General features: G+C 69.5%; 21 protein-coding genes and 1 pseudogene. 13 read left to right on the top strand and 9 right to left on the bottom strand.

Features of this window, described 5'->3' with window-relative positions; all coding sequences use genetic code 11:
- Positions 1 to 69 precede the first annotated feature (69 nt).
- On the bottom strand, positions 70 to 1,968 hold the full coding sequence (locus AB0I69_RS13960; RefSeq protein WP_363096139.1) for an amidohydrolase: 1,899 nt from the start codon (positions 1,966 to 1,968) through the stop codon (positions 70 to 72).
- A 139-nt stretch (positions 1,969 to 2,107) separates the two neighbouring features.
- On the opposite strand from AB0I69_RS13960, the gene AB0I69_RS13955 reads away from it, so the two are divergent.
- The 3 genes from AB0I69_RS13955 (at position 2,108) to AB0I69_RS13945 (ending at position 4,740) form a co-directional block, all read left to right on the top strand.
- A complete protein-coding gene (locus AB0I69_RS13955; RefSeq protein ID WP_363095853.1) occupies positions 2,108 to 3,046 on the top strand; it encodes a LysR family transcriptional regulator in 939 nt (312 codons plus the stop codon).
- Between the two features lie 171 nt (positions 3,047 to 3,217).
- A complete protein-coding gene (locus AB0I69_RS13950; RefSeq protein ID WP_363095852.1) occupies positions 3,218 to 3,955 on the top strand; it encodes a YoaK family protein in 738 nt (245 codons plus the stop codon).
- The gene (locus AB0I69_RS13945) at positions 3,952 to 4,740 is read left to right on the top strand and encodes an aquaporin (protein WP_363095851.1); all 789 of its coding nucleotides are present in this window, start codon (positions 3,952 to 3,954) and stop codon (positions 4,738 to 4,740) included. Before AB0I69_RS13950 ends, AB0I69_RS13945 begins: the two co-directional genes overlap by 4 nt.
- A 44-nt stretch (positions 4,741 to 4,784) precedes the next feature.
- Here AB0I69_RS13945 and AB0I69_RS13940 read toward each other — a convergent pair whose 3' ends face one another.
- On the bottom strand, positions 4,785 to 5,498 hold the full coding sequence (locus AB0I69_RS13940) for a class I SAM-dependent methyltransferase (protein ID WP_363095850.1): 714 nt from the start codon (positions 5,496 to 5,498) through the stop codon (positions 4,785 to 4,787).
- A 26-nt stretch (positions 5,499 to 5,524) separates the two neighbouring features.
- On the bottom strand, positions 5,525 to 6,013 hold the full coding sequence (locus tag AB0I69_RS13935) for a TetR family transcriptional regulator (RefSeq protein ID WP_363096138.1): 489 nt from the start codon (positions 6,011 to 6,013) through the stop codon (positions 5,525 to 5,527).
- 194 nt (positions 6,014 to 6,207) lie between these two features.
- Between AB0I69_RS13935 and AB0I69_RS13930 the strand changes: the two genes are divergently transcribed.
- Together AB0I69_RS13930 and AB0I69_RS13925 are read left to right on the top strand one after the other, a co-directional pair.
- The gene (locus AB0I69_RS13930) at positions 6,208 to 7,650 is read left to right on the top strand and encodes an aldehyde dehydrogenase (protein ID WP_363095849.1); all 1,443 of its coding nucleotides are present in this window, start codon (positions 6,208 to 6,210) and stop codon (positions 7,648 to 7,650) included.
- Positions 7,651 to 7,771: 121 nt separating this feature from the next.
- Positions 7,772 to 8,962, top strand: a complete 1,191-nt coding sequence (locus tag AB0I69_RS13925; RefSeq protein WP_363095848.1) for a winged helix DNA-binding domain-containing protein — start codon at positions 7,772 to 7,774, stop codon at positions 8,960 to 8,962.
- An 81-nt stretch (positions 8,963 to 9,043) separates the two neighbouring features.
- On the opposite strand, the gene AB0I69_RS13920 is transcribed toward AB0I69_RS13925, so the two are convergent.
- From AB0I69_RS13920 to AB0I69_RS13910, 3 genes are all read right to left on the bottom strand, one after another.
- Positions 9,044 to 9,700, bottom strand: a complete 657-nt coding sequence (locus AB0I69_RS13920) for a DUF6417 family protein (RefSeq protein ID WP_363095847.1) — start codon at positions 9,698 to 9,700, stop codon at positions 9,044 to 9,046.
- 226 nt (positions 9,701 to 9,926) lie between these two features.
- Positions 9,927 to 11,576 (bottom strand): alkaline phosphatase family protein, encoded by a 1,650-nt coding sequence (locus AB0I69_RS13915; RefSeq protein ID WP_363095846.1) that lies wholly within the window; start codon positions 11,574 to 11,576, stop codon positions 9,927 to 9,929.
- 390 nt (positions 11,577 to 11,966) lie between these two features.
- Positions 11,967 to 12,875 carry a hypothetical protein gene (locus tag AB0I69_RS13910; protein ID WP_363095845.1) on the bottom strand — a complete coding sequence of 303 codons (909 nt, stop codon included), beginning with the start codon at positions 12,873 to 12,875 and terminating at the stop codon, positions 11,967 to 11,969.
- Between the two features lie 434 nt (positions 12,876 to 13,309).
- On the opposite strand from AB0I69_RS13910, the pseudogene AB0I69_RS13905 reads away from it, so the two are divergent.
- Positions 13,310 to 13,506: pseudogene (locus AB0I69_RS13905) on the top strand (transposase); the annotation flags it as partial.
- Positions 13,507 to 13,531: 25 nt separating this feature from the next.
- Here the strand turns inward: AB0I69_RS13905 and AB0I69_RS13900 are convergent.
- On the bottom strand, positions 13,532 to 14,206 hold the full coding sequence (locus tag AB0I69_RS13900) for an ankyrin repeat domain-containing protein (protein ID WP_363095844.1): 675 nt from the start codon (positions 14,204 to 14,206) through the stop codon (positions 13,532 to 13,534).
- A gap of 515 nt (positions 14,207 to 14,721) precedes the next feature.
- On the opposite strand from AB0I69_RS13900, the gene AB0I69_RS13895 reads away from it, so the two are divergent.
- Genes AB0I69_RS13895 through AB0I69_RS13885 form a run of 3 tightly spaced genes read left to right on the top strand, consistent with a single transcriptional unit; the run spans position 14,722 to position 16,912 of the window.
- Positions 14,722 to 15,786, top strand: coding sequence for an aromatic ring-hydroxylating dioxygenase subunit alpha (locus AB0I69_RS13895; RefSeq protein WP_363095843.1), 1,065 nt, complete (start codon positions 14,722 to 14,724; stop codon positions 15,784 to 15,786).
- On the top strand, positions 15,783 to 15,980 hold the full coding sequence (locus AB0I69_RS13890; RefSeq protein ID WP_363095842.1) for a hypothetical protein: 198 nt from the start codon (positions 15,783 to 15,785) through the stop codon (positions 15,978 to 15,980). The genes AB0I69_RS13895 and AB0I69_RS13890 overlap by 4 nt, the downstream gene beginning before the upstream one ends.
- Positions 15,977 to 16,912 carry a PDR/VanB family oxidoreductase gene (locus AB0I69_RS13885; protein ID WP_363095841.1) on the top strand — a complete coding sequence of 312 codons (936 nt, stop codon included), beginning with the start codon at positions 15,977 to 15,979 and terminating at the stop codon, positions 16,910 to 16,912. Before AB0I69_RS13890 ends, AB0I69_RS13885 begins: the two co-directional genes overlap by 4 nt.
- On the opposite strand, the gene AB0I69_RS13880 is transcribed toward AB0I69_RS13885, so the two are convergent.
- On the bottom strand, positions 16,863 to 17,678 hold the full coding sequence (locus tag AB0I69_RS13880) for an IclR family transcriptional regulator C-terminal domain-containing protein (RefSeq protein ID WP_363095840.1): 816 nt from the start codon (positions 17,676 to 17,678) through the stop codon (positions 16,863 to 16,865). The two genes, AB0I69_RS13885 and AB0I69_RS13880, sit on opposite strands and share 50 nt — an antisense overlap.
- A 198-nt stretch (positions 17,679 to 17,876) precedes the next feature.
- On the opposite strand from AB0I69_RS13880, the gene AB0I69_RS13875 reads away from it, so the two are divergent.
- The 4 genes from AB0I69_RS13875 to AB0I69_RS13860 are packed head-to-tail and all read left to right on the top strand — an operon-like array spanning position 17,877 to position 21,239.
- Positions 17,877 to 18,845 carry an ABC transporter substrate-binding protein gene (locus AB0I69_RS13875; RefSeq protein ID WP_363095839.1) on the top strand — a complete coding sequence of 323 codons (969 nt, stop codon included), beginning with the start codon at positions 17,877 to 17,879 and terminating at the stop codon, positions 18,843 to 18,845.
- Positions 18,842 to 19,615: an ABC transporter permease gene (locus tag AB0I69_RS13870; RefSeq protein WP_363095838.1), complete on the top strand. Its 774-nt coding sequence runs from the start codon at positions 18,842 to 18,844 to the stop codon at positions 19,613 to 19,615. Before AB0I69_RS13875 ends, AB0I69_RS13870 begins: the two co-directional genes overlap by 4 nt.
- Positions 19,612 to 20,391, top strand: coding sequence for an ABC transporter permease subunit (locus tag AB0I69_RS13865; RefSeq protein ID WP_363095837.1), 780 nt, complete (start codon positions 19,612 to 19,614; stop codon positions 20,389 to 20,391). The genes AB0I69_RS13870 and AB0I69_RS13865 overlap by 4 nt, the downstream gene beginning before the upstream one ends.
- A gap of 20 nt (positions 20,392 to 20,411) precedes the next feature.
- Complete coding sequence (locus AB0I69_RS13860) at positions 20,412 to 21,239, top strand: ABC transporter ATP-binding protein (protein WP_363095836.1); 828 nt, start codon at positions 20,412 to 20,414, stop codon at positions 21,237 to 21,239.
- Here AB0I69_RS13860 and AB0I69_RS13855 read toward each other — a convergent pair.
- Positions 21,208 to 23,388 carry a discoidin domain-containing protein gene (locus AB0I69_RS13855; RefSeq protein ID WP_363095835.1) on the bottom strand — a complete coding sequence of 727 codons (2,181 nt, stop codon included), beginning with the start codon at positions 23,386 to 23,388 and terminating at the stop codon, positions 21,208 to 21,210. The two genes, AB0I69_RS13860 and AB0I69_RS13855, sit on opposite strands and share 32 nt — an antisense overlap.
- Positions 23,389 to 23,478: the final 90 nt, after the last annotated feature.

Genomic DNA, 23,478 nt, shown 5'->3' with positions numbered 1-23,478 from the left:
GTCGGGCCACCAAGCTGCCGTAAAACCGGAGCCTCGGTGGTACTGCCGTAGGACCGGTCCAGCGGCCGGTCAGAAGCAGCCGTCCAGCGGGTCGAGCGCACCGCCGACCTGGTGCGGGACGCGGTCGAGGTCGCCGCGCCGGTCACGCCAGGCGCGCTGCTCCTCGGAGTCGGCGGCGGCGTCGACGAAGGCGCGGGCCTGCCGTGCGCCCGATGCCTCTGACGCCCCTGTCGCCGCCTGGAAGCCCCCGAAGCGGGCGACCGGGCTCCAGGCCGGGCTGATCTCCGGGAGCGGGGCGGCGATGTTCTCGTAGTCGCCGACCGCGTGCACGACCTTGCCGCCTGCCACGGTGAGCAGGGACTCGATACGGTCGATGTCCTCGTCGGCGACGGAGAAGTAGTCGGCGGACAGGACGGCCAGGTCGCCGTACTTGCCCTCGGTGATGGTGCCCTTCACATCGGCCTCGCCGGTGAGGTGGGCGCCCGCGGTGGTGTACATCTCCAGGGCGGTGGAACGGTCCACGCGGTTCTCGGCCGGGTAGAGGAGGATGTCGCCGACAGTGCGGCCGGTGACCAGCCAGGACAGCGACAACCACGGGTTGTAGCTGGAGACGCGGGTGGCGTCGGTACCGGCCGCGACCAGCAGGCCGGTGTCGCGCATGGCGCGGATCGGAGGCGCGGTCGCGGCGCGCTCGGCGCCGTAGCGGTCGATGAAGGCCTTGCCCTGGAACATCATGCGGTTCTGGACGGAGACGGCGCCGCCGAGGGCCTTGATCCGGTCCAGGCTCTCCTGGCTGACGGTCTCGGCGTGGTCGAACAACCACCGTGTCCCGTCCGGGAATCCGCCGTCCGCGGCGATCTTCTCGAAGACGTCGAGGTCCTGGCGGATCGTCTCGTCGTAGGTGGCGTGGAGGCGGAAGCCCCAGCCGTTGTCGAGCAGCAGCCGGGCCGCCGCCTCCAGGTCCTGGCTTGCGCGGGCGGTGAGTTGGGGGCGGGGTTCGGCGAAGTTCTCGAAGTCGGCCGGGGACCAGGCGAGGTTCTCACCGGCGCCGTTGCACCGCAGCCACTCGTCGCCGTCGCCCGGGCTGACCATGCCGATCCAGCGGCGCAGGTCGTCGAGTTCCTGTCCGGCGGTCTGCGGGAACAGGTGGTAGGCGATACGGACGGTCAACTCGCCGCGCTCCGCCAGCTCGGTGACGGCCGCGTAGTTGTCGGGGAAGTTCTGGAAGCCGCCGGCGGCGTCGATGGCGCTGGTGATGCCGAAGCGGTTCAGTTCGCGCAAGTAGTGGCGGGTGGAGCCGAGTTGGTCCTCGGGGGCGAGGATCGGACCCTTGGCGAGGGTGGAGTAGAGCAGCCCGGCGGCGGGCGCGGCCAGCAGCACGCCAGTGGGGTTGCCCGCGAAGTCACGGACGATCTCGCCGCCGGGCGGGTTCGGGGTGTCCCGTGTGAAGCCGACGGCCTCCAGCGCGGCCCGGTTGAGGATCGCCGACTGGTACAAGTGCAGGACGAAGACAGGGGTGTCGGGCGCGGCGGCGTTCAACTCGGACACGGTCGGCAGCCGCTTCTCCGCGAACTGCTCCCCCGTCCAGCCCCCAACGACTCGCACCCACTGGCCTGTTGGCGTGCGCTCGGCCTGCTCCCGCAGCATGCGCAGGGCGGTGCGCAGCGACCGTACGCCGTCCCAGCGCAGTTCGAGCAGGTAGTTCAACCCGCCGCGGATGACGTGCAGATGGGAGTCGTTGAGACCGGGGATCACGCGTCGGCCGAGTGCATCCACAACCCGGGTGGCGGGGCCGATGTGCGGGGCGACGGTCGCGTCATCTCCTACGGCGGTGAAGATACCGTCGGTGATGGCCACGGCGGACGCGGCCGGGCGGGCGGGGTCGCCGGTGTGGATGCGGGCATTGCGGACGACGAGCTGGGCGGGGTCCTCGACCCCGTCGTGCGGGCGTATGCCACCCACGGGCATGGTGCTGCTGGACACGTCGGCTCCTCGGTCGGTCGGCTGGCGGCACCGACGACGCTAGGTTTGCGACAATGGATCGGTCCAACACATGGTTCTTGTTGTACCGATCGGTCATGCAGATCAGTAGGGAGAAGAGCGCGGGATGGACCTGAGGCACCTGAAGTACTTCCTCGCCGTCGCCGAGACCCGTAACTTCACGCAGGCGGCGGCCAGTTGCTACGTCGCGCAGTCCGCCCTGAGCCAGCAGATAGCCCGGCTGGAGAAGGACGTGGGCGCCCGGCTGTTCAGCCGCACCAGCCGTTCCGTACGGCTGACGGCCGCCGGGGAACTCCTCGAACCGCTGGCCCGCCGCGTCCTCGCCGACGTCGACAACGCCCGGGCGGCCCTCGACGCCCTGTCCGGACTGCGGCGCGGGCGGCTGCGCCTCGGCCTCGTCCAGACGCGCGCCTCCTCGGTCGACCTCGTCGAGGTGATGGCCGACTACCACGCCCGCTACCCGGGCATCGACTTCCACGTGACCAACGCGCCCAGCGCGGAGATGGCCGCGTCGGTCCTGGCCGGGGACCTCGACATCGCGGTCGTGGGCCTCGGTCCGCGGCAGATCCCGGAAGGGCTCGACCACCAGGTCCTGGCGAGCGACCCGCTCGTCCTGATCGTGCCAGCCGACCACGCGCTGGCCGACCGCGAGACCGTGGACCTGGCCGATCTGCCGGAGAGCCACCAGCTCATCCAGTTCACCCGGGGCAGCGGCCTGCGCCGCCAGGTCGAGGCCGCCTTCGCCCGTGCCGGGGTGGAACCGGGCCAGCACTTCCAGGTCGGCCAGATACAGGACATGATCCGGCTGGCCGCACGGGGCATCGGCGTGACGGTCGTACCGCGGTCGTCGGTGTTCCTCGACCCCGTCGACCCCGCCCCAGGCAAGAGCCAGCAGGACACCACCCTGCCGTACGGCGCCCGCGCGCTCCGTCTCGCGGACGAGGCGGCCGTGCACACCATCTGCGCGGTCCACGACAGCAAGCGGCTGGCGCCGGCCGCGGCCGCGTTCCTCGAAGTGGTCGAGCGGCACGCGATCAGGGATTGAACCGGTCCAAGCGATCAATCGATCGCTCATACCGATTGCTGCACCCGCATCCATATGTTGGACGAGGCGCTCCCGTGGCGCGAGGCTCGGAATCGGAAGAGAAGAAGCCGGGAGAGAACAAGCCGGGAGACCGGGAGCCCTCCAGCGAATGGGAGCAATGCCATGTCTGCCATGTCTGCCGTAGTGCGGGACGCGTGGACCACGGTCGTCCCCGACATGGAGGACCGGCACGGTCCGCTCCCTCCCCTGATGCTCGCGCTGACGGTGGTGACCGGCCTCGTGGACGCCTTCAGCTATCTCGTCCTGGGCCATGTCTTCGTCGCCAACATGACCGGCAACGTCGTCTTCTCCGGCTTCGCCATCGCCGGCGCGGCCGGCTTCTCCCTGGCCGCCTCCCTCTCCGCACTCGCCGCGTTCGCCGCGGGCGCCCTGTTCGGCGGCCGGCTCGCGCACGGGGCCGGCGCCCACCGAGGACGGGTCCTGCACCTGGCGCTGCTGCTGGAGACGGCCCTCGTGCTGGCGGCGTACGTCATCGCCCAGGTCACCGACACCTCGCACGTGAGCACAGTCGTCCAGTACGCCCTGATCGTCCTCCTCGGCCTCGCGATGGGCGTGCAGAACGCCACCGCCCGCGCCCTGGCCGTACCCGACCTGACCACGACCGTGCTGACGCTCACCATCACCGGAGTGGCCGCGGACAGCCGTCTCGCGGGCGGCAAGGGCAGCAAGGTCGGCCGTCGGCTGCTCTCGGCCGCGGCGATGTTCGCCGGCGGGCTGGCCGGTGCCGTCGCGGTCCAGCACGGCGGGCGGGCCCTGCCCCTGCTGTTCGCCGCCGTGCTCCTGGTGGCGGCCTCCGGCACCGCGTTCGTGCTGACCCGCTCCGACGCCTCGTGGACGAAGCCGCTGTGACCCGGCCGACCCGGTCCGGTTGGCGGCGCAGTTTCCACTCCGCGCTCCTCGAACTCGCCCTGACCGCGCTGATGTTGTTCGCCGTGGCCACCACGGTCCGCTGGCTGATGGGCACCCTCGACCCGGCGTCCGGTGGCTGGTGGAACACCCCGGAGGGCAGGCTGACCGCCGTGGCCCCACTCTCCGGCTACACGGTCACCGCCGTCATGCTCTCCCCCTGGGGCAAGGTGACCGGGGGCCACATCAACCCGGCGATCACCCTCGCGATGTGGCGCTACGGCCGCACACCGGGCCGCGATGTAGCTCCGTTCATCGCCGGACAACTCATCGGATCGCTGCTCGGCATCGCGGCCGGACGACTGGTCTGGGGCCCGGTGTTCGCCTCCCCGGGCGTGGACTTCGCCGTCATCCGGCCCGCCCCCGGCTGGAGTTGGGCCGCGGTCGCCGTGATCGAGGCCGCCACGATGTTCGTCATCGTCGCCGTCGCCGGAATCGGCGTCTCCAGCCGGGGACTCGGCCCGTTCACCCCCTGGGCGGTGGGCACGATGATCGCCGCGCAGATCGTCGCCTTCGGCACTCTGTCCGGCGGAATCGCCAACCCGGCACGGGAGTTCGGGCCGGCCCTGCTCGCCGGCGATCCCTCGCTCCTGCCGGTCTATCTGCTGGCCCCGCCACTGGGAGCGCTCGCCGCGACGGTCGCGATCAACCGGATCAACGCCCGCCGCCGCACCGGCACTCAGGCGCCGGCGGGCAGGGTCCCGGAGCCGACTCGCCGCCTGGCCTGAGTCCGGAAGGGGATCAACAGTGGGGTCGGGTCGGGTAGTTCACCTCATCCCGTCCGGCCCACGACGAGCTGGTAGAAGATCGGCTCGCCGGTCGTCGTCACCCGGTGCTGGAACCGGGTTCGTTCCAGCACGGCAAGACGTCCGTCGGCCACCAGCCGCTCGACCCCGGCGCCGAACCCGTCCGGATCCGACTCGTCCATCCACCGTTCGTCGATCGTGAAGGCCACGGGAGCGCCGGGCGGCAGGACCGCGAGTGCGTTGTCGAGCGCCCGCGGTGTGGCGTGCGTACCGCCGAACGCTCCCGCCGACACCAACCCGCCGAGCGGGTACGGGCGTAGGGCCTGACGAAGTGCGTCGGGGTGCAGGAAGTCGCCGACCACGTAGTCGGCGTAGACGCCCGGCCGGTCGCGCAGACTCGCCATGCGCGCTGCCGGCAGCGAGTCGACCCCGACGACCCGGGCCACGCCCCCGCGACGCACGAGTTCGCCGACCAGTCCCGTGCCGGCGCCGACGTCGAGGACAGTCATCGAGCCCGGCTCCAGCCCGAGGCGCGCGGCGGCGCGCAGGAAACCGTCGGCCGCGACCTGCGGCGATGTGCACCGCAGCCGTTCCTGGACGACGTGCTCGTAGAGGCCGGGCACGGCGTAGATCCGCGTGTACTCGTGCAGGTGCACCGTCTCGTGCTCGCTCAGCGCGATGTACTCGCCGTCGGTCTCCGGCGGGCCGAGCAGGCGGACGCCCGCAAACACATCTGTCATGTCCGCGAGGCTATGCGACCTGATCCTCACTGCCCGCCGAGTCCCCGCAGAAAGGTGTCGACGACCATGTCGGCGGCTCGGGCCGCGCTGAGATCGGGCAGCTGTTGGGAAGCCAGGTGCATGAGCTGCGGCAGCAGTGAACTCGCCCATGCGGTCGGGACATCGCCGCGCAGGAGCCCCTCGTCGGTGGCGCGCTTCAGGAAGGTGTCGACCTCCCGGATCAGGCCGTCACGCCGTTCGCGGATCGTCTCGTCGGCCCGCATCCGGGTGAGCTCCACGGGCCACTTGCGATTGACGCCGATGATCCCTTCGACGTACCGGTGGAGGGCCACGGCGACGGGCGCCTCGCGCAGCCTGGAGTCCTCGGTGGCCCGTTCGATCGCGTCGACGCGGGCCTCGTAGATGGCCGCGAGCAGTTCCTCGCGGGACGCGAACCGCCGATAGACGGTGCGCCGGTCGACGCCGGCCTCGGCGGCGATGGCGGCGATGCTCGCGCCCGGATCGGCGGCGAGCATGCGCGCTCCGGTGGTCAGGACCGCTTCCAGGTTGCGTACCGCGTCTGCTCTCACGCCACGAAGCATAGACCGGCGTGTGGTACCTAGCACACTTACAGACTCACGACTGAGGCCACACTCCACATAACTGCTACATTGAAGTGACAGATAACCGACTACCAGGGCTGCCCCCTCAGCCCTTCGGGAGAGAGCACATGATCACCTACGACCGACTCTTCATCGCGGGATCCTGGACCACGCCGAGCAGCCCGGAGCTGCTCGACATCCCGTCGCCGCACGACCGGACGGTCATCGGCCGCGCGGCGCAGGCGCGGCCCGCCGACGTGGACCGGGCCGTGGCCGCCGCCCGCGCCGCGTTCGACGAGGGCCCCTGGCCGCGTACGGCACCGGCGGAGCGCATCGCCGTGATCCGGCGCCTCAACGCGCTGCGCGAGGCGGACGCCGAGAAGATCGCCGCCCTCATCTCCGCCGAGAACGGTTCGGCCGGGTGGTTCACGCTGGCCGGACAGCCGGGACTCACCCGACAGGCGGGCGCCTACCTCAAGGCGGCCGAGGAACTCGGCTGGGAGGAGACCCTGACGCCCTCCGACCCCGACTCCCCCACCCGGAGCGTGCTGCGCCGCGAGCCCATCGGTGTCGTGGCCGCCGTCATCCCGTGGAACTCCCCGTTCTCCGCGGCCCTGGCCAAGATCATCCCCGCTCTGCTGGCCGGCAACACGGTCGTACTCAAGGTGTCCCCGGAGAACTCGCTGAGCATGGGGTTCCTGGCCGAACTGCTGGAGCGGGCCGGTCTGCCGGAGGGCGTGATCAGCGTCCTTCCCGCCGACCGGGAGACCAGTGAGTACCTCGTGTCGCACCGGGACGTGGACAAGATCGCGTTCACCGGCTCGACCCGGGCCGGCCGCAGGATCGCGTCCATCGCGGGCGAACAACTCAAGCGGGTCAGCCTGGAGTTGGGCGGCAAGTCGGCCGCCGTCGTCCTGGACGACGCCGACGTCGAACAGGCCGTGCAGGGGCTGAAGTTCGCCTCCCTGCTGAACAACGGCGAGGCGTGCATCGCGCAGACCCGCGTCCTCGCCCCGCGCAGCCGCTACGAGGAGGTCATCACCGCCCTCAAGAACCTCGTGGAGTCCCTGAAAGTCGGTGACCCGGCCGACCCCGACACGTTCATCGGCCCGATGGTCCGCCGCGACCAGCAGCAACGCGTGCGCGACTACATCGAACTCGGCGTCAAGGAAGGCGCCCGACTCGTCACCGGCGGCCCCCAGATCCCGCCGGGCCTCGAACACGGCAACTACGTCACCCCGACCGTGTTCGCCGACGTCGACAACTCCATGCGGATCGCGCAGGAGGAGATCTTCGGCCCGGTCCTCGTCGTCATCGCCTACGACGACGAGGACGACGCCGTACGCATCGCCAACGACTCGGAGTACGGCCTCTCCGGCGGAGTCTGGTCCGCCGACCAGGCCCGCGCGCTCGATGTCGCCCGCCGCCTGCGCACCGGCACGGTCACCGTCAACGGTGCGCCCATCGCCTTCGACGGTCCCTTCGGCGGCTACAAGGCCAGCGGGATCGGCCGCGAGTACGGGGCCGTCGGGCTCGCCCAGTACGTCGAGTACAAGACGGTCACCCTGTGACCCGACGTCGCCCTCGGCATCGTCACCGCCGCCACCGGCCGATTCCGCGGATCCCTGACACCTGGTCGATTAGGGTCCGACTCGCGGACAAGCGGGCCGGTGGCAGGGAACAGGAGGCCCGATGCGCGGCATCGACGTGACGGAGCGACGGGCCAGGCTGGCACAACGGCATCGGCTTGCGGTGCACGCCAGGTCGGACGACCCCGTCGAGGTGGCGCGCGGCATGGTGGCGCTGCACGGCACCGATCCGTCCTCCGTGTACGTGTCGAGCTGGGTGCGCATGCGCGACGGCGACGTGGCCACGATGGACCGCGCCCTGTACGAGGACCGCTCACTGATCCGTCTGCTGGGGATGCGCCGGACCGTCTTCGTGACCTCCCTCGATGTCGCACCTGTGATCCAGGCCGCGTGTTCTCGCGCCGTGGCCGCGCGGGAGCGCCGCAAGCTCCTCGGGTACCTGGCCGAGTCCGAGGTGGCCGCCGACGAAGCCGGGGTACGGCACTGGCTCGCGGAGACCGAGAAGGTGGCGCTGCGTGCCCTGGAGGCCCGCGGCGTGGCGACGGCGGCCGAACTGGCGGGCGACGACCCGCGGTTGAGCACCCAGGTGGTACTGGCACGCGGCAAGAGCTACGAGGGCAGACAGAACGTGGCCAGTCGGCTCCTGCTGCTGCTCGCCGCCGAGGGCCAGGTGGTGCGCGGCCGGCCGCGTGGCTCCTGGACGTCCCACCAGTACCGCTGGTCGCCGCTCTCCGACTGGTGCCCCGGCGGTTTCGAGGACTGGGACACGCAGGAGGCGGAGACGGAACTGGCCCGGCGCTGGCTGCGGACCTTCGGCCCCGGCACCGCGGAGGACCTGGGTTGGTGGGCCGGGTGGACCAAGACGCAGGTGAAGCGGGCGCTCACCCGGCTCCGACCGGTCGAGGTGGACCTGGACGGCAGGACCGGACTGCTCCTCCCCGACGACATGGAGGAAACGCCCGAGCCGGAGCCGTGGGCCGCGTTGTTGCCGGCGCTGGACCCCACGCCGATGGGCTGGCAGGAGCGCGGCTGGTTCCTGGGCGACCACGGACCGCGGCTCTTCGACCGTGCCGGGAACATCGGCCCGTCACTGTGGTGGAACGGCCGCGTCGTCGGCGGCTGGGCGCAGGACGGGGACGGCGAGTTCGTCTGCCGGTTCCTGGAGGACGTCGGCGCCGAAGCGAAAGCCGCGGTGCGGACCGAGGCCGAGCGGCTGGCGCCGCGCCTGGGCGGCGTCCGCCTGGCCGCCCGCACCCGCGGCCGCACCTGGCTGGAGGAGGAGCTCGCCACCTGACGCCTCGCATCAGGTCCGGTGCGGAACCGGTCGAGCGGTGACAGCCAACTCCTCTGCCGGCAGGCGCCGTTCGTACGGTCCTCAGGCCTGCTCAGCCCGTGGACCCGAGACACGAGGCATACGGGGCGCCGGGGTGAGGTCCACCGCCGTAGGCACACCCGTTTCCGGGCACGGCCGGAAGATGACGTTGTAGTCACGGGCGAAGCGGTAGCGCTCCGCCTCGGAGCAGGTGTTGCCGTGCAGGTAGAGGCCGTAGGCGACCGACGTGATCTGCTGCCGCGTCAGGCAGAGCAGCCAGCGGTTGTCCGTACGGCTGAAGTACGCGGCGCGCACCCGTTCGGCGAGTCCTTCGGCGGGCGGGGCTGCCAGTTCGGCGGCGAGGGAGACGAATCGACGCAGGGCGTCCATCTGTGCCGGGCGCAGGTGCACGTGCTGCTCGCCGGGGGCGGGTTCATCCGGTTCCGACTCCGGGAGGGGCAACGCACGTGCGTAGACCAGGGCGTCGCGCCCGTACGGGGTCAGACGCGCGGCCCACGGTACGGGCCGCGAGCTGAGCGCGGAGAGCTCGGCGCGGGCAGCCTGGTCGGCCAGTTCGGCGAGTCCTTCACGCACGACCCGTTCGACACTGGACCGACCTTCAGCGGGGACCTGGTCGTCCAGGACCCAGCCGTGACGGGCCGTCCGCTCTCCCGTGTCGAGCATGTCCAGTACGGCGAGCCGCTTGTCCCTGTTGCGCATGCACGGCCTCGTTCCGGTCCGGTCCAACACCTGGTCATCATTGTCGGGTTGGGCGGACCAGGCTGTCTCGGTGTTCGGCACGGTTCATGCGGATGCTTGGACCGGTCCCATACCGGCCGGCGGTCCCAAGACCTCCGACCGGGCCGAACGGCTGAGCCCGCGCCATGCACGAGGCCGTCCAGCCGACTGTCGGCTGGACGGCCTCCCGGTTTTCCTGACGAACCGGTCAGCGGACCGGCAGCGCCGTGGTGTGCTCTTCGCGGACGGCCTGGAGGGAGCGGGGGTCGAGACCGAGCAGGCTCAGGATCGTCGGTGCGATCTGCTTGGTCTGCACGCTCGCGGAGTCGCGCACGCCGTCCGGGACGGAGGCGCCGGACACGACGAGGGGGACGGCGAGGTCGTCGGAGTGGCCGCCACCGTGCTCGGCGATCTTCTTGGTGCCGCCCGTGTAGACGACGCCGTACTGGGCGACACCGAACAGGTCCGGGACGCGGGCGTCGCCGGCCTTGACGTGGAAGTAGTCGGCGGCGGCCTTGCCGGCGTAGACCTTGCTGAGCCCGCTGTGGGTGTAGTCCTTGGGCGCCTTGTTGATGTCGGTGCCGGTGCCGTTCTGGGCGAGCAGGTACTTCTTGGCGAAGGCGGTGGCGGTCGCGGAGCGGTCGGAGAGCCACAGCAGCATGGCGTCGTCATCCACGGCGTGGGTCACCAGGTCGGCGGCACCGGGGTGGAGCTTCTTCCAGGCGGCGTTGAGGCCGTCAAGGAGCGGGCCGTCGTCGACGCGGGTGAGCGCGGCGGGGTCGGTGGGCGACTGGCCGTGCTTGGCGGAGAGGATCACCGTGGTGCTACCGGAGAGGTGCCGTTTGCCGATCTCGGCGGTCAGGGCGCCGATCTCCGTGTTGACGAAGTCCAGGTTCTTCACCAGCAGCGGGCCCGGGATGTTCTTGGCGGTGTAGCCGCCGGGGAGGCCGTCCGAGGCGGGCAGCTTCTGCGCGGTGGAGACCGACTGGAAGTTGAGGCCGAAGATCGCCGGGGTGCCGACCTTGTGGGTGCGGCTGTGGTCGTAGCCGTCGATCTCGTTGAGGACGGCCTTCACCTTGTAGGTGTCGTACTGCTCCGTGGCCTTGTTGTCCGTGGTCCAGTCGTTGCCGGCGGCGTAACCGAGGGCGTCGCTGTTGATCTCCGGGGTGAACAGGTCCTGGACGCCGGTGCCCGAGGGGCCGTTGAGGATCTCGTAGGCGGCGTGCTTGTCCGACCAGGCGGTGCGCAGTCCCGCCTGGCGGGCCACCTCGAAGATCGTGTTCACCTTGAGGTAGGAGTGCGGGTACACCGGCTTGCAGGTCTTCGGGTCGACGGGCAGCTTCGACGCGTTGATCAGGCTCTCCGGGTGGCCGGTCATCGACAGGATGCTGTCCGGCAGGCCCGTGAGGCCCTGACCGGCGTCGAGGGAGGCCTGGTTCTTGTCCAGGTCCTCGGTGAGGTCCACCTCGACTCCGGGCTTGACGCCCTTGCAGCTGGTGGTTCCCGCCGGGAGGAGCGCGGCGTTGTAGGTGTCGTCGTAGTAGACGCCCGTGGTGCCGGGGCTGCCGCCGGTCGCCTGGGCGACCATGCCGGGGAAGGAGTCGGACGGCGTGGTGGTGGCGGCATGGGTGTACTCCACGCCGCCGCCGACCAGTCGGGCCAGCGCGGACTTCGGGTGCCGGGCGGTGTACCAGGCCAGGTCCGACTGGTGCAGCCCGTCGACAGACACCAGCAGGACGTGTCTGGTGGCGGCCGGATGGTGGGAGGCGGCGAACGCGGCGGGCTGGGCGGCGGTCACCCCGGTGAGAACTCCGGTCGCGGCGAGGACGGCTGCGGGACTGACGTAGCGTCTGGACATCTGGTCTCTCCCGGGTGTTCGGGGCGGGCTGCGGGTGCCGGGCCCATCAGAGGCCCGCCTTGTGTACCGGAAACGGCGTATGTGTGAACACACCGGGAAGGGGCGGTCGGGGCTTCACCAAGCAGGCCTGGTTTTCCCCAAGTGGAGAGACGCCCGCAGCCCCGGCGAGCAGCCCAGGGTCACCTCCGCCGGAGTGGAGCCGGCTGTTCCTGAACACCGGACCACTTTCTTATGACGCCCTCACATCATCCGCCCGTCGGGCGGGACGCCCTTCGCACCACTCAAGGCACCCGGCCGAAGGCGCCCTCCGGCCGGGTGACGGTCTTTCGCGTGACGGCCAGACGCACCGAACTCGCACACCCGAACAGGTCAGTCCGTCCGCCGAGTGGCTCAGCCGCGCCCGCCAGGCCGCGGAGGCGACGACGGAGACGGGGCGGGGCGCCGACGCTCCTGGACATGGGCGTACCCCATCAGGCCGATCAGTACCGCCAGGAGCACGGCCGACGAACCCGGCGTACCGAGGTCGAGGCCGCCCTTGGCGACCGGCTTGGTGAGGAAGTCACCTGCGGTGGCGCCGAGCGGACGGGTCAGCACGAAGGCGATCCAGAACAGCAGCACGTTCGGTACCGCGGGTGCCTTCATCACGGCGACGAGCACCAGCAGCACGCCGGTCACGAGCGCCGCCCCGCCTGCGTAGCCGAGGCCCGAACTGTCGGACAGGAAGTCGCCCATGGAGGTGCCGAGGGTGTTGGAGACGAGGATCGCCGACCAGAACAGCGCCTCCCCGCGGAAACTGACGATGTCCCGGATGACGAACGTCATCCCGGTCAGCTTCCACACGGCGAAGATGACGACCAGGATCGAGATCAGGATCGCCGCGCCGGTCGGGTAGCCGAGGCCGAGACCCTGCGGCCCCCAGCCCAGTGAAGTGGCGCCGTTCGAGAGGTACTTGGTGCTGGCATCGCGGTTCATGAAGTCGGACATCGTGGTGCCGGCCATGCTGGTCGACAGAATGACCGTCCAGTAGAAGAACGGGTTGTAGCGCCGGGAGCGCAGCTGCACCACCAGGGTCACCACGAAGATCAGGAACAGCGCGATCGTGGTGAGGAAGTAGCCGAGCTTCAGGGTCTGGGCGAAGAGGTCGCCGGCCGTCTCGCCCAGAGTCGTCGCCGCGATCTTCATGATCCAGAAGGCGAGGGTGACCTCGGGCAGTTTCTTCACCACCGACTTGGCGGTGGCCACGGTCCGCTGGTGCGTACGGGCGGTGTCGGTGTCGGTGAGGGCTTCCGGAATCTCCAAGGTGCCGGACACTCCTGTTCGGTGGGGGGTATCGGTGGGGGGTATGGGAGGGCGCCCGTTCCCGTGAAGGAACAGGCGCCCTGTCAACGCATGGTCCGGCCGCGGAAGACGGCCGTAGTGTCCGACTCTGTCGATCACTTCCTGAACGGTTCCTGAACGCCTCCCACGCTGTTCAGGCGGCCTGTCCCGCGACGGGCTCGCGGTCGATGACGTCTTTGCGGGTCACCGTCAGATTCACCACCATGCCGAGGATGAACGCCGAGATCCAGGGCCAAGGAGGTCTTGTTGCCGTGGCTGTACACGCCCGCACCGTCGGAGTTCAGCTCAGCCTCCTCGGAGTGCGATTGCGTCGCTCACCGGCTCGGGAATGCGGCCGACCGCCCGGAACGCGCTCGGCGATATCCGTGATATCCGTCGGACATGACGGACCCGGACTCTACGTGGACCGGACCGGGATCCCGTGGCTCTATTGCCGCACGACTTCGCGCCGCGAGAGACCGTCTATGGATACTTCGCGGCATGGCAGAAGGATGGCATCTTCGGTCAACTCAACCGCATCCTGCGTCAGTTGGTGTGCCAGGCCGAAGGCAGGGACGCCGATCCGGGCGCCTATGTGCTCGACGCCCAGAGCCCTTTTGGCCTGGCCCGTCCGTCGGTCAGGACGTGGGGCGCTGCGGGGCGGGCGGAGGCGGCGGCGGTACACGTGGGGATTTGATCTTGGACCAGCTGTCGGGGGTTACGCGGTAGTGCTCCCCGTCGTCGGCGTCCATCCGTGAGTGGAAGTGCACGTACAGATGATCCTCTTCGAGACGGTAGGTGACGCCGCCCATCATGCCGAATACGGCGAAGGTGATTTCTACGGCTGGTGCTTCCGTCAGCGGCGCCAGCGGTGGCAATAGGTGCTCGGTCTTCTCGAAGCAACTGCCGGTTCTCTCCCGTAGCAGCGCGTGGAAGCGGTGTTCCAGCATCTCGGGCGGGAACGGGAGTGGCCGCACCACGACCGGTTCCAGGAGCTCCAGCAGATGCGTATGCCCCTGCTTCCGTGCGACGTCCACAGCGCGCTGCCCGTCCCGGGTGCGCTGTGTGCGCCAGGCGCCGTGCGCGATCAGCCGGGAGACGACGGGGAAGTCCGCGCCGTGCCAGGCTGCCTGATGCAGCGGGGCGTAACCGGTGCGGTTCCCGATCCGGGGGAGGTTGGCCCGCTCCGGATGCTTCCTCAACTCCTCGAACAGGCCGCTCCAGTTGGCGTCCCGGGCCGTGTCCGAGAGCCGGTCCCGCTCCTCCCGGTACCACGCGTTGGGCTCACGGTCGGTGAGGGCGTCCCATTCCATCCAACTCCTGATCACCCGGACACGTTAGTCCACCCCTTCGGAGCCGGGCTGATCCCGGCGGACATTGCCCCGGGATCCCGGGGCCCCTGGGCTCGTTGCCGCAGGTCGCCCAACGCGGACTCCGGCGTCACGTCCGATCCTGCGTGGCTACTCGACTCCACCTGACTCGGGACAGTCCGGAGCCACCTCCGCCGCCACCTTGCACCGCATCAACGACACCCTCAGCTCAGCACTGCCCTGGGGGATCAAGCGCGAGCAGGCCTTCGCCAAGTCGCCAGAAAGAAACCAAATCGGCCACCCTCCGCAATGCATCGAAGCTGCAGCGACACGGATCGCAGGCGAAGAACAGAAAGCACGGCTGCGCGTTCCACTTGCGTCGAACACCGAGGCACATCCAGACCAACCCACTGAACAGGCCTGTTACATCGAACCTTCCGTGAGGCGGAACCAGTGTTGCGCCCCCGCGACCCCCTTCCGGACGATGTCGCCACCACCCAACGACGGGAGCCGCAGCCATGCCGCACATGACCGCCTTCGCCAGGAACCAGTGGTACGTCGCCGCCTACAGCCACGAGGTCGGCCGCGACCTGCTCGGCCGGACGATCCTCGGCGAACCCCTCGTCTTCTACCGCACCGAGGACGACGGCACCGCCGTGGCACTGCACGACCGGTGTGTGCATCGCCGGTTCCCGCTCTCCGAGAGCCGGCTCGACGGGGACCGGATCGTGTGCGGCTACCACGGCTTCACGTACGACACGACGGGCAGCTGCGTGTACGTGCCGGGGCAGAAACGCATCCCCCGCACCGCCCGCGTCGCCTCGTATCCGGTGGTCGAGCAGGACGCGCTGGTCTGGGTGTGGATCGGCGACCCGGCGCTCGCGGACCCGCAGGTCATTCCCCGGGCCCCGCATCTCGCCTCCCCCAAGTGGGTCACCGTCAGCGGTATGGAGCCGATCGACGCCGACTACGGCCTCCTCGTCGACAACCTCCTCGACCTCTCCCACGAGACGTATCTGCACGGCGGTTACATCGGGTCCCCCGAGGTCGCCGAGACACCGATCACCACGGAGGTCGACGAGGGCGCCGGCATCGTACGGGTGAGCCGGCACATGGATGACGCCGAGTGCCCGCCGTTCTACGCCAAGTCCACGGGAATACAAGGGCGGATCACCCGCTGGCAGGACATCGAGTACCACGCGCCGTGCCTGTATCTGCTGCACAGCCGTATCGCCCCGGTCGGCGTACTCCCCGAGGCGGACGGCAGCGATCCGAACGGCTTCCACACCGAGATCACGTACGCCATCACGCCCTCGTCTGACGGCAAGGTGTACGACTTCTGGGCGGTCTCGCGGGATTGGGCCACGGACGACGCCGAGGTCACCGAGTTCCTGCGGGGCAACAACCACACGGTCGTCATGCAGGACGTGGACGCGCTCAACCTCCTTCAGAAGACGCTGGGTTCGGAGCGCGGCGGCTACCAGGAGCTGAGCATCAACATCGACACCGGCGGCCTCGCCGCCCGCCGTATCCTCGCCCGGCTGGTCGAGGAGGGCGCCAAGCCCGTGGAGAGGGTCCAGTGACCGCTCCGACGGGCGAGGTCTACCGCATCGACTGGCTGCCGGGCACCGATGTCCTGCACGGCACCTGCCACTGCGGCCGCGAGCACACCTCTCAGGACCCGATCGAGATGTGGGAGTGGATGCTCGCCCACCCCAGCGGCCACTCGGTAGGTCCGGCCGACTCGGTCGACGATCCGCAGGGAGCCGGCGCATGACCACCTACGAGGCCGAACTCATCGTGGCGGAAAAGGAGTTCGCGGCCGAAGGCGTCCTCGCCCTCACCCTGCGCCACCCGCTCGGCGAGCAACTCCCCGACTGGGAACCGGGCGCCCACATCGACGTCCTGCTCGGCCCCGACCTTGAACGCCAGTACTCGCTGTGCGGCGACCCCGCCGACCGTACGGCGTGGCGGATCGCGGTGCTGCGGGAGCCGGACGGGCGCGGCGGATCGGCGTATGTGCACGAGCAGTTGGGGCGGGGCGACAAGGTGCGGGTACGCGGGCCGCGCAACCACTTCCGACTGGAGCCCGCACCCGGATACCGCTTCGTCGCGGGCGGCATCGGCATCACGCCCCTCCTCCCGATGCTGGCCGCGGCCGAGGCGGCGGGCGCGGAGTGGAGCCTGCTCTACGGCGGTCGCACCCGCAACTCCCTCGCATTCACAGAGGAGTTGGGCCGTTACGGCGACCGCGTCACCGTCGCTCCGCAGGACGAGGTCGGGCTGCTCGACCTGCCGTCGGTGCTGGACGGCGTACCGGACGGCACTCTCGTCTACTGCTGCGGTCCGGGGCCGCTGCTCGACGCGGTCGAGGAACGGTGTCCCGGCGGCATCCTGCATGTGGAGCGGTTCCAGCCGAAGGTCCAAGAGGTGGGCGCCGACAGCGAGTTCGAGGTCGTCCTGGAGCAGAGCGGCAGGACGGTCACCGTCCCGGTGGGCGTGTCCGTCCTCGACACCGTGCGCGCCGCCGGTGTCGAGGTGCTCTTCTCCTGTACCGAGGGCACCTGCGGGACCTGCGAGACCGATGTCCTCGAAGGCACCCCGGACCACCGGGACTCAGTGCTGAGCGAGGAGGAGCGCGCGGCCGGCGAGACGATGCTCATCTGTGTCTCGCGCTGCCTGGGGAAGCGGCTCGTGCTGGATCTGTGATCCTCAGGTCCGCCTCGATCGCGGCCACGGCGCTGAGCAGTTGCGGCAGCAACTCGCGGCGGACCGAGTCCAGGGAGGTGCGGCCCGCGTGCACGGGGATGTTCACGGCCGCCACCACCACGCCGTCCCGGTCCCGGACCGGGGCGGCGACCGAGCACAGTCCCTCCTCCAACTCCTGGTCCACGATGGCGTATCCTTGCCGTCGCACCCTGCGCAGTTCGGCCCGCAGCAGCGTCGGCGAGGTGAGCGTGTGGGCGGTCAGGGGGCGTAACTCCGCGCGGGCGAGCCGTACTTCGATCTCCTCGTCCGCCAGGTCCGCCAGGATCACCCGGCCGACCGAGGTCAGATGGGCCGGGAAGCGGGTGCCGACGGTGATCGCCGCCGCCATGATGCGGCGCGTGGGCACCCGGGCGACGTAGACGACGTCGTCGCCGTCGAGGATGCAGAGCGAGGACGACTCCCTTGTGGCGTCGGCGAGTTGCTCCAGGTGGCGTTCCGCGATCTGAGGGAGTGTCAGTCCGGCGAGGTAGGCGTAGCCGAGTTCCAGTACGCGCGGGGCGAGCCGGAACATGCGGCCGTCGGTGTGGACGTACCCGAGGTCGGCCAGGGTCAGCAGGAAACGGCGGGCCGCCGCGCGGGTGAGGTCGCAGCTGCGGGCTACCTGACTGAGCGTCAACTCCGGGTTGTCGGCGTCGAAGGCGCGGATCACGGCGAGGCCGCGTTCCAGCGACCGGACGAAGTGGGGCTCGCGAGCGGCTGCAGGCATCGCCACCTCCGGAGGACGCGCCAGGTGCACTCCTGGGGCACGCTAAGAGCGCACTTCGATAACTGTCAACAATATTGTGAGCATTAGGCATTGACCCGGCCGTGCCGGGGCTCTACGTTCCCGCTCAGCACCAATTGAGCACCACTGTGCGGTGTGCGCACAGCCTGTCGGAACAACGTCGTCTGCACAGGAGTTGCCATGCGTCGTCTGCTCGTCGGCCTCGCGGCCGGAACAGTGCTGGTCGCCGCGTCGGCCTGCGGTTCGTCCGGCAACGGAGCGTCGGACAAGAACAGCTCGTCCACCGGCACCACCACGGTCAAGGTGGGGGTCATCCCCATCGTCGATGTCGCCCCGCTCTACCTCGGCCAGAAGGAAGGCTTCTTCAGCAAGCACGGCCTGAAACTTTCGATGACGCTCGCGCAGGGCGGCGCGGCCATCGTGCCGGGTGTGGTGAGCGGCCAGTTCCAGTTCGGTTTCTCCAACATGACCTCGCTGATGCTCGCCCAGTCCAATGACGTCCCGGTGAAGGCCATCGCCAACGGCGTCGCCTCAACGGGCGTGTCGGGCAAGGACTTCGGTGCCCTCGTCGTCAAGAAGGGCAGCAGCCTGAAGTCGGCGAAGGAGCTGGAGGGCAAGAAGGTCGCGGTCAACACGCTGAAGAACATCAACGAGACGGCCGTACGCGAATCCGTCCGCAAGGCCGGCGGCGACCCGGACAAGGTGAAGTTCGTCGAGCTGGCCTTCGACCAGATGCCGGCCGCGCTCGACAAGGGCCAGATCGACGCCGCCATGGCCGTCGAACCCGCCCTGACCACCATGTTGAACCAGGGCGCCACCCAGATCGCCTGGCCGCTGGTCGACGTCGCGCCGAACCTCACCGTCGCCATGTACTTCACGTCGACGGCGTACGCGACCAAGAACCCGGACGTGGTCAAGAAGTTCCAGGAGGCCACCGCCGAGTCCCTGGCCTACGCCGACGCCCACCCGGACGAGGTCCGCCAGATCGTCGCCACCTACACCAAGGTCCCGTCGAGCGTGCTGGCCAAGGTGATCCTGCCCAAGTGGCCTGCGGATGCGAACCGTTCGTCGATCGAGGCGCTGGAGAAGCTGAGCGAGACGGACGGACTCTTCAAGAAGACCCCCGACCTGAACACGCTGCTCCCGTGAAAGGTCTGAACACCGCACTGGGTGCGGCCGGACTCGCGGCCTTCCTCGCCCTCGGCGAGGTCGTGCCGCGCGTCGGCATCGTCAAGGAGGCCTACTTCCCGCCGACCAGCCGTATCGCGTCCGCGTTCTGGGACGAGCTCAAGGACGGCGCGTTCTGGTCGGCGCTCGGCGACACGCTCACCGGCTGGGCCCTGGGCCTGGCGATCGCCGTCGGCGCGGGGATCGTCGTCGGCGTCCTGCTCTCCGTGGTCCCTCACCTCCGCGAGGCAACCGCCTCGACGATCGAGTTCCTGCGCCCGATCCCATCGGTCGCCCTCATCCCCCTCGCAGTGCTGTTGTACGGCACCGAACTGAAGTCGGTGCTATTGCTCGTCGTCTACGCCTCCTTCTGGCAGATCCTGATCCAGGTCCTCTACGGCGTCCAGGACGTCGACCCGGTCGCCGAGGAGACGGCACGGTCGTACGGTCTCGGCACCTGGGCCCGGGTCCGACACGTGCTGTGGCCGAGCGCGCTGCCCTACGTCATGACGGGGGTCCGACTGGCGGCGGCCGTAGCGCTGATCCTCACCATCACCGCCGAACTGGTCATCGGGGCACCGGGGTTGGGCGCCACCATCGCCGTCGCGCAGGCCTCGCAGGCGGTACCCGAGATGTACGCCCTGATCGTGGTGACCGGTCTGCTGGGGCTGCTCATCAACGTGGGCGCGCGTACGGTGGAGCGGCGGGCGCTGGCCTGGCACCAGTCGGTGCGCGGGGAGGTGGCGGTGTGAAGCGCACTCTGCTCCGAGTGCTGTTCGCGGTCGCGCTGCCGGCCGTACTGGTCGCCCTGTGGTGGCTGGCCTCGGACGGCAGCACCGACGTGTACTGGCCGCCGCTGCGCACGATCCTCAAGACCTTCCCGGACGTGTGGACCGGCGACCGCCTCAAGACGGACGTACTGCCCAGCGTCCTACGCCTCGCTGCCGGTTACGCCACGGCGGCCGTCGTCGGGGTCGCGCTCGGCACGGTCATCGGCTCGTACCGGCGGGTGCGCGCGGTGTGCGAACCGGTCCTGGAGTTCCTGCGCGCCGTACCGCCGCCGGTCCTCGTCCCCGTCATCATGCTGTTCGCGGGCATCGGCGACACCATGAAGATCGTGGTCATCGCGAGCGGCTGCGTCTGGCCCGTCCTCCTCAACACCGTCGAGGGCGTCCGCGCCGTCGACCCGGTCATGAAGGAGACGGCCCTCTCCTACGGCGTCACGGGCGTCGCCCGGCTGCGCACGCTGGTGCTGCGCTCGGCGAGCCCGCAGATCTTCGCGGGGCTGCGCCAGGCGCTGTCCATCGGGATCATCCTCATGGTCATCAGCGAGATGTTCGCGGCCACCGACGGCCTGGGTTACACCGTCGTCCAGTTCCAACGCAGCTTCGCCATCCCCGACATGTGGACCGGCATCCTCGTCCTCGGGCTGCTGGGGTTCCTGCTCTCCGTCGTCTTCCAGGTGGTCGAGCGGCGCGTGCTCGGCTGGTACCACGGCCTGCGCGCCGCCTCCCGCCGGTCCCCGTGAACATCGTGAAAGGGCGGTCCATGCACGCGCTACTCGACGTATCCGGCCTGCACAAGGTCTACGAAGGTTCCGGTCGCCGGGTGGAGGCGGTGCGGGACCTCACCTTCACCGTCGACGCCGGCGAACTCGTCTGTCTCGTCGGCCCGTCGGGCTGCGGCAAGACCACCCTCCTGAAGTGCATGGGCGGACTGCTCACACCGACAGCGGGCGAAGTCCTCCTGCGCGGACAGAAAGTGAGCGGTCCACCGCCCGGGATGGCGTTCGTGTTCCAGGAGTACGGGCGCAGCCTCTTCCCCTGGATGCGGGTCGGCGAGAACGTCGAACTGCCTTTGAAACAGAAGGCGTTGAGCAAGGCGCGACGCCGTGGACTCGTCGCGGACGCACTGGAGTCGGTGGGGCTCACGGATGCCGCGGGAGCGTATCCGTGGCAACTGTCCGGCGGGATGCAGCAACGGGTCGCCATCGCCCGCGCGCTGGCGTACGAACCCGATGTCCTGCTCATGGACGAGCCGTTCGCCGCGGTCGACGCGCAGACCCGCGCCGATCTGGAGGACCTCGTACGGGGGTTGTGGCGGGAACGCGGCATCACGATCCTCTTCGTGACGCACGACATCGACGAGGCCGTGTACCTGGGCGAGCGCGTGGTCGTGCTGTCCGCGTCCCCGACCGTCGTGCAGGAGCAGCTGAAGGTCGATCTGCCCGTGGAGCGCGACCAGTTGCACACCCGGGTCGCCCCGCGCTTCGCCGAACTGCGGACCCATGTGTACGAACAGATCCAGGCGGCGAAGCGTGGGACGCTCCCGGTTCAGGACCGGCTCACGAAGACAGATACGCCTCCACTTCGCTGAACTGCGCTGCCGGCCAACCCGTGTTGGCGGTGACGTTGAGCCGCAGATAGCGCAGGTTCGTGCTGCTCGGCAGGGCCACGGTGACCGCGTTCCCGGTCGCCGGGTCGAAGCGGTAGCCGCTGGAGCCGACGACGGTCGAGTAGGTCGAGCCGTCGGTGCTGCCCAGCACGGACAGCGTCTGCGTGCGTGCACCCCACGCGGAGGACGGCGGCAGCTTCAACACCACCCTGCGCAACGCCTGGTTGGAGCCCAGGTCGACCGTCCAGGCCTGAGGGAAGGCGTTGTTGGCGGACTCCCAGTAGGTGTTCGCGTCGCCGTCTACCGCCTTGCCCGGTGTGTAGACGTCCTGCGAGCCAGTCGCGGTGGCCGGACGGCCCTTGGCGAGGTTGGCGTTCTGGTCCGGGGGCGGGTTGCCCTGACCGGGCTGCGGCCAGGTCGAGCAGTCCGACCAGGTGCTGCTCAAGCCGGAGTTGCCGCCGCCGTCGGAGAGGGTGAAGACCCCTGAGCCGGACGGATAAGGGCAGTTGTAGATGCCGGCCACACCGACGCCGGTGGCCTGCACGTTGCTGAACTTGGCCGCGCCCTGTGCCTCGGCCTGGACGACGATCGTGCCCGTGTTCTGCACGCTCGCACCGCTCACGGTGACGTTGCCTGTCGAGTACCCGTGCCCGCCTCCCGACACGAACTCGAAGGCGCTGTAAGGGCTGTTGGTGATGGTCGTGTTGGTGATGTTGACGGTGGCGTTGACCGCGCTGTCGTAGGAGTCGACGCGCAACGCGCCCATGGGATGGCCCCAGTTGGGGTTGATCGCGCCGGTGCGGACGAGGGTGTTGCCGTCGACCGTGATGGTCCCGGCGAGTGGCGAGAAGGGGTCGAGGAACTTCTGGTTGGAGATCGCGATGCCGCTGCCGAGTGCGTTGGTGTCGGAGACCAGGTTGTTCCTGACCGCGATGTTCGTGCCGCCGTAGATCGCGATGCCGTTGGCGAGGTTCGGCTGCGAGATGGTGTTGTTCTCGAAACTGCTGTTGGTGTCGGGGGAGTTGAGCGACCACATGGCGAGGGAGTCGTCGCCCTGGTTGCGGAGGAAGTTGTTGCGGACGATCACGCCGTGGGCGGTGCCGTTGAGGTTGAGGCCGTCGGCGGTGGTGTCGAGGACGCGGTTGTTCTCGACGACGAGGTTGTCGTTGTTGCCCGTCAGCCAGAAGCCGCACTTGAGGTGCTGGATCCACATCCCGGAGACCGAACTCCCGGGACCGAGTGTCCCGTTGACGAAGTTGTCCGGGTTGGAGTCGACGCGTTCGGTGACCTCGCCGATGACCGCGAAGTCCTTGATGTGGACGCCGCCCGAGGAGCTGGACTGGTCGATGAAGCGCGAGGAGTGCACGACCGAGTACCACTGGCCTGCGCCCTGGAGCGTCACGTTCTGCACGCCGCTGAGGGAGGAGGTGAGCCGGTAGTCGCCCGGCGGGATCCACACCACTCCCCCTTGGGCGGCGGAGATGGCGTCCCGGAAGGCCTGGGTGGAGTCGCCCGCGCCGCTGGGGTCGGCACCCTTGGAGACCACGGACACCGAACCGGCGGGCTGCGCGGCGGCCCCGGCGACCTGCTCGAAGTCGGCCACGTCGACGGTGACTTGGGTACCGGTCGACACGAAGGCGACCTTGTCGCCCTGCTGGACGTTCTGGCCGAGCAGGAGCCGGGAGTTGTCGAAGAAGTGGTGCGTCTTGGCGCCGGCGATCCAACTGGTGTCGATGTACGAGTACTTGGACGTCACGGCGAGCGTCCTGCTGATCTTGACGCCATTGACGTACACGTCGAGGCTGCCGCTCTGGCCGTCCGGCACGCTGTAGGACACGTTCACGGCGTTGGCCGCACGCGGCACGGTGAACTCGACCCGCTGCCCGGAGTCGAGCCGTACGGCCTGGCGTCCGGAGGCCTCGGAGGCGAGGGTCCCCTGGGTGTAGTCAGGGCCGATCTTGGTGCCGGTCGTGCCGGCCGACTCGGCCTCGACGGAGGTGAACGGGAGGGAGGCGCCCGAGGCCGCGTGGGCGGCGACGGGGGTCAGGGCGACGAGCATGCCGGCGGCGAGGGCGACAGCCGTACCTATGATTGGCATGTGCCTGACAGATCTGAACAGGGTGCTGTGCATGTGCCGATCCCTTCAGGGTGGGGGTAAGGGGATAGCGGATGCGGGGCGGCGGTCGACAATTACCGGCCTACGGTCGGCTGTCGGCGGTGG

It is taken from the genome of Streptomyces sp. NPDC050508, assembly GCF_040655155.1.
GTDB lineage: Bacteria > Actinomycetota > Actinomycetes > Streptomycetales > Streptomycetaceae > Streptomyces.
The sequence above is the reverse complement of the archived record's forward strand: the minus strand, read 5'-3'. Positions and strand labels throughout refer to the sequence as shown.

What these genes read in the sequence shown, in the direction of transcription:
- AB0I69_RS13960 (WP_363096139.1), bottom strand. Translation starts at nt 1,968, where the DNA reads ATGCCCGTGGGTGGCATACGCCCGCACGACGGGGTCGAGGACCCCGCC.
- AB0I69_RS13955 (WP_363095853.1), top strand. Translation starts at nt 2,108, where the DNA reads ATGGACCTGAGGCACCTGAAGTACTTCCTCGCCGTCGCCGAGACCCGT.
- AB0I69_RS13950 (WP_363095852.1), top strand. Translation starts at nt 3,218, where the DNA reads ATGTCTGCCGTAGTGCGGGACGCGTGGACCACGGTCGTCCCCGACATG.
- AB0I69_RS13940 (WP_363095850.1), bottom strand. Translation starts at nt 5,498, where the DNA reads ATGACAGATGTGTTTGCGGGCGTCCGCCTGCTCGGCCCGCCGGAGACC.
- AB0I69_RS13935 (WP_363096138.1), bottom strand. Translation starts at nt 6,013, where the DNA reads ATGCTCGCCGCCGATCCGGGCGCGAGCATCGCCGCCATCGCCGCCGAG.
- AB0I69_RS13930 (WP_363095849.1), top strand. Translation starts at nt 6,208, where the DNA reads ATGATCACCTACGACCGACTCTTCATCGCGGGATCCTGGACCACGCCG.
- AB0I69_RS13925 (WP_363095848.1), top strand. Translation starts at nt 7,772, where the DNA reads ATGCGCGGCATCGACGTGACGGAGCGACGGGCCAGGCTGGCACAACGG.
- AB0I69_RS13920 (WP_363095847.1), bottom strand. Translation starts at nt 9,700, where the DNA reads ATGCGCAACAGGGACAAGCGGCTCGCCGTACTGGACATGCTCGACACG.
- AB0I69_RS13915 (WP_363095846.1), bottom strand. Translation starts at nt 11,576, where the DNA reads ATGTCCAGACGCTACGTCAGTCCCGCAGCCGTCCTCGCCGCGACCGGA.
- AB0I69_RS13900 (WP_363095844.1), bottom strand. Translation starts at nt 14,206, where the DNA reads ATGGAATGGGACGCCCTCACCGACCGTGAGCCCAACGCGTGGTACCGG.
- AB0I69_RS13895 (WP_363095843.1), top strand. Translation starts at nt 14,722, where the DNA reads ATGCCGCACATGACCGCCTTCGCCAGGAACCAGTGGTACGTCGCCGCC.
- AB0I69_RS13885 (WP_363095841.1), top strand. Translation starts at nt 15,977, where the DNA reads ATGACCACCTACGAGGCCGAACTCATCGTGGCGGAAAAGGAGTTCGCG.
- AB0I69_RS13880 (WP_363095840.1), bottom strand. Translation starts at nt 17,678, where the DNA reads ATGCCTGCAGCCGCTCGCGAGCCCCACTTCGTCCGGTCGCTGGAACGC.
- AB0I69_RS13875 (WP_363095839.1), top strand. Translation starts at nt 17,877, where the DNA reads ATGCGTCGTCTGCTCGTCGGCCTCGCGGCCGGAACAGTGCTGGTCGCC.
- AB0I69_RS13860 (WP_363095836.1), top strand. Translation starts at nt 20,412, where the DNA reads ATGCACGCGCTACTCGACGTATCCGGCCTGCACAAGGTCTACGAAGGT.
- AB0I69_RS13855 (WP_363095835.1), bottom strand. Translation starts at nt 23,388, where the DNA reads ATGCACAGCACCCTGTTCAGATCTGTCAGGCACATGCCAATCATAGGT.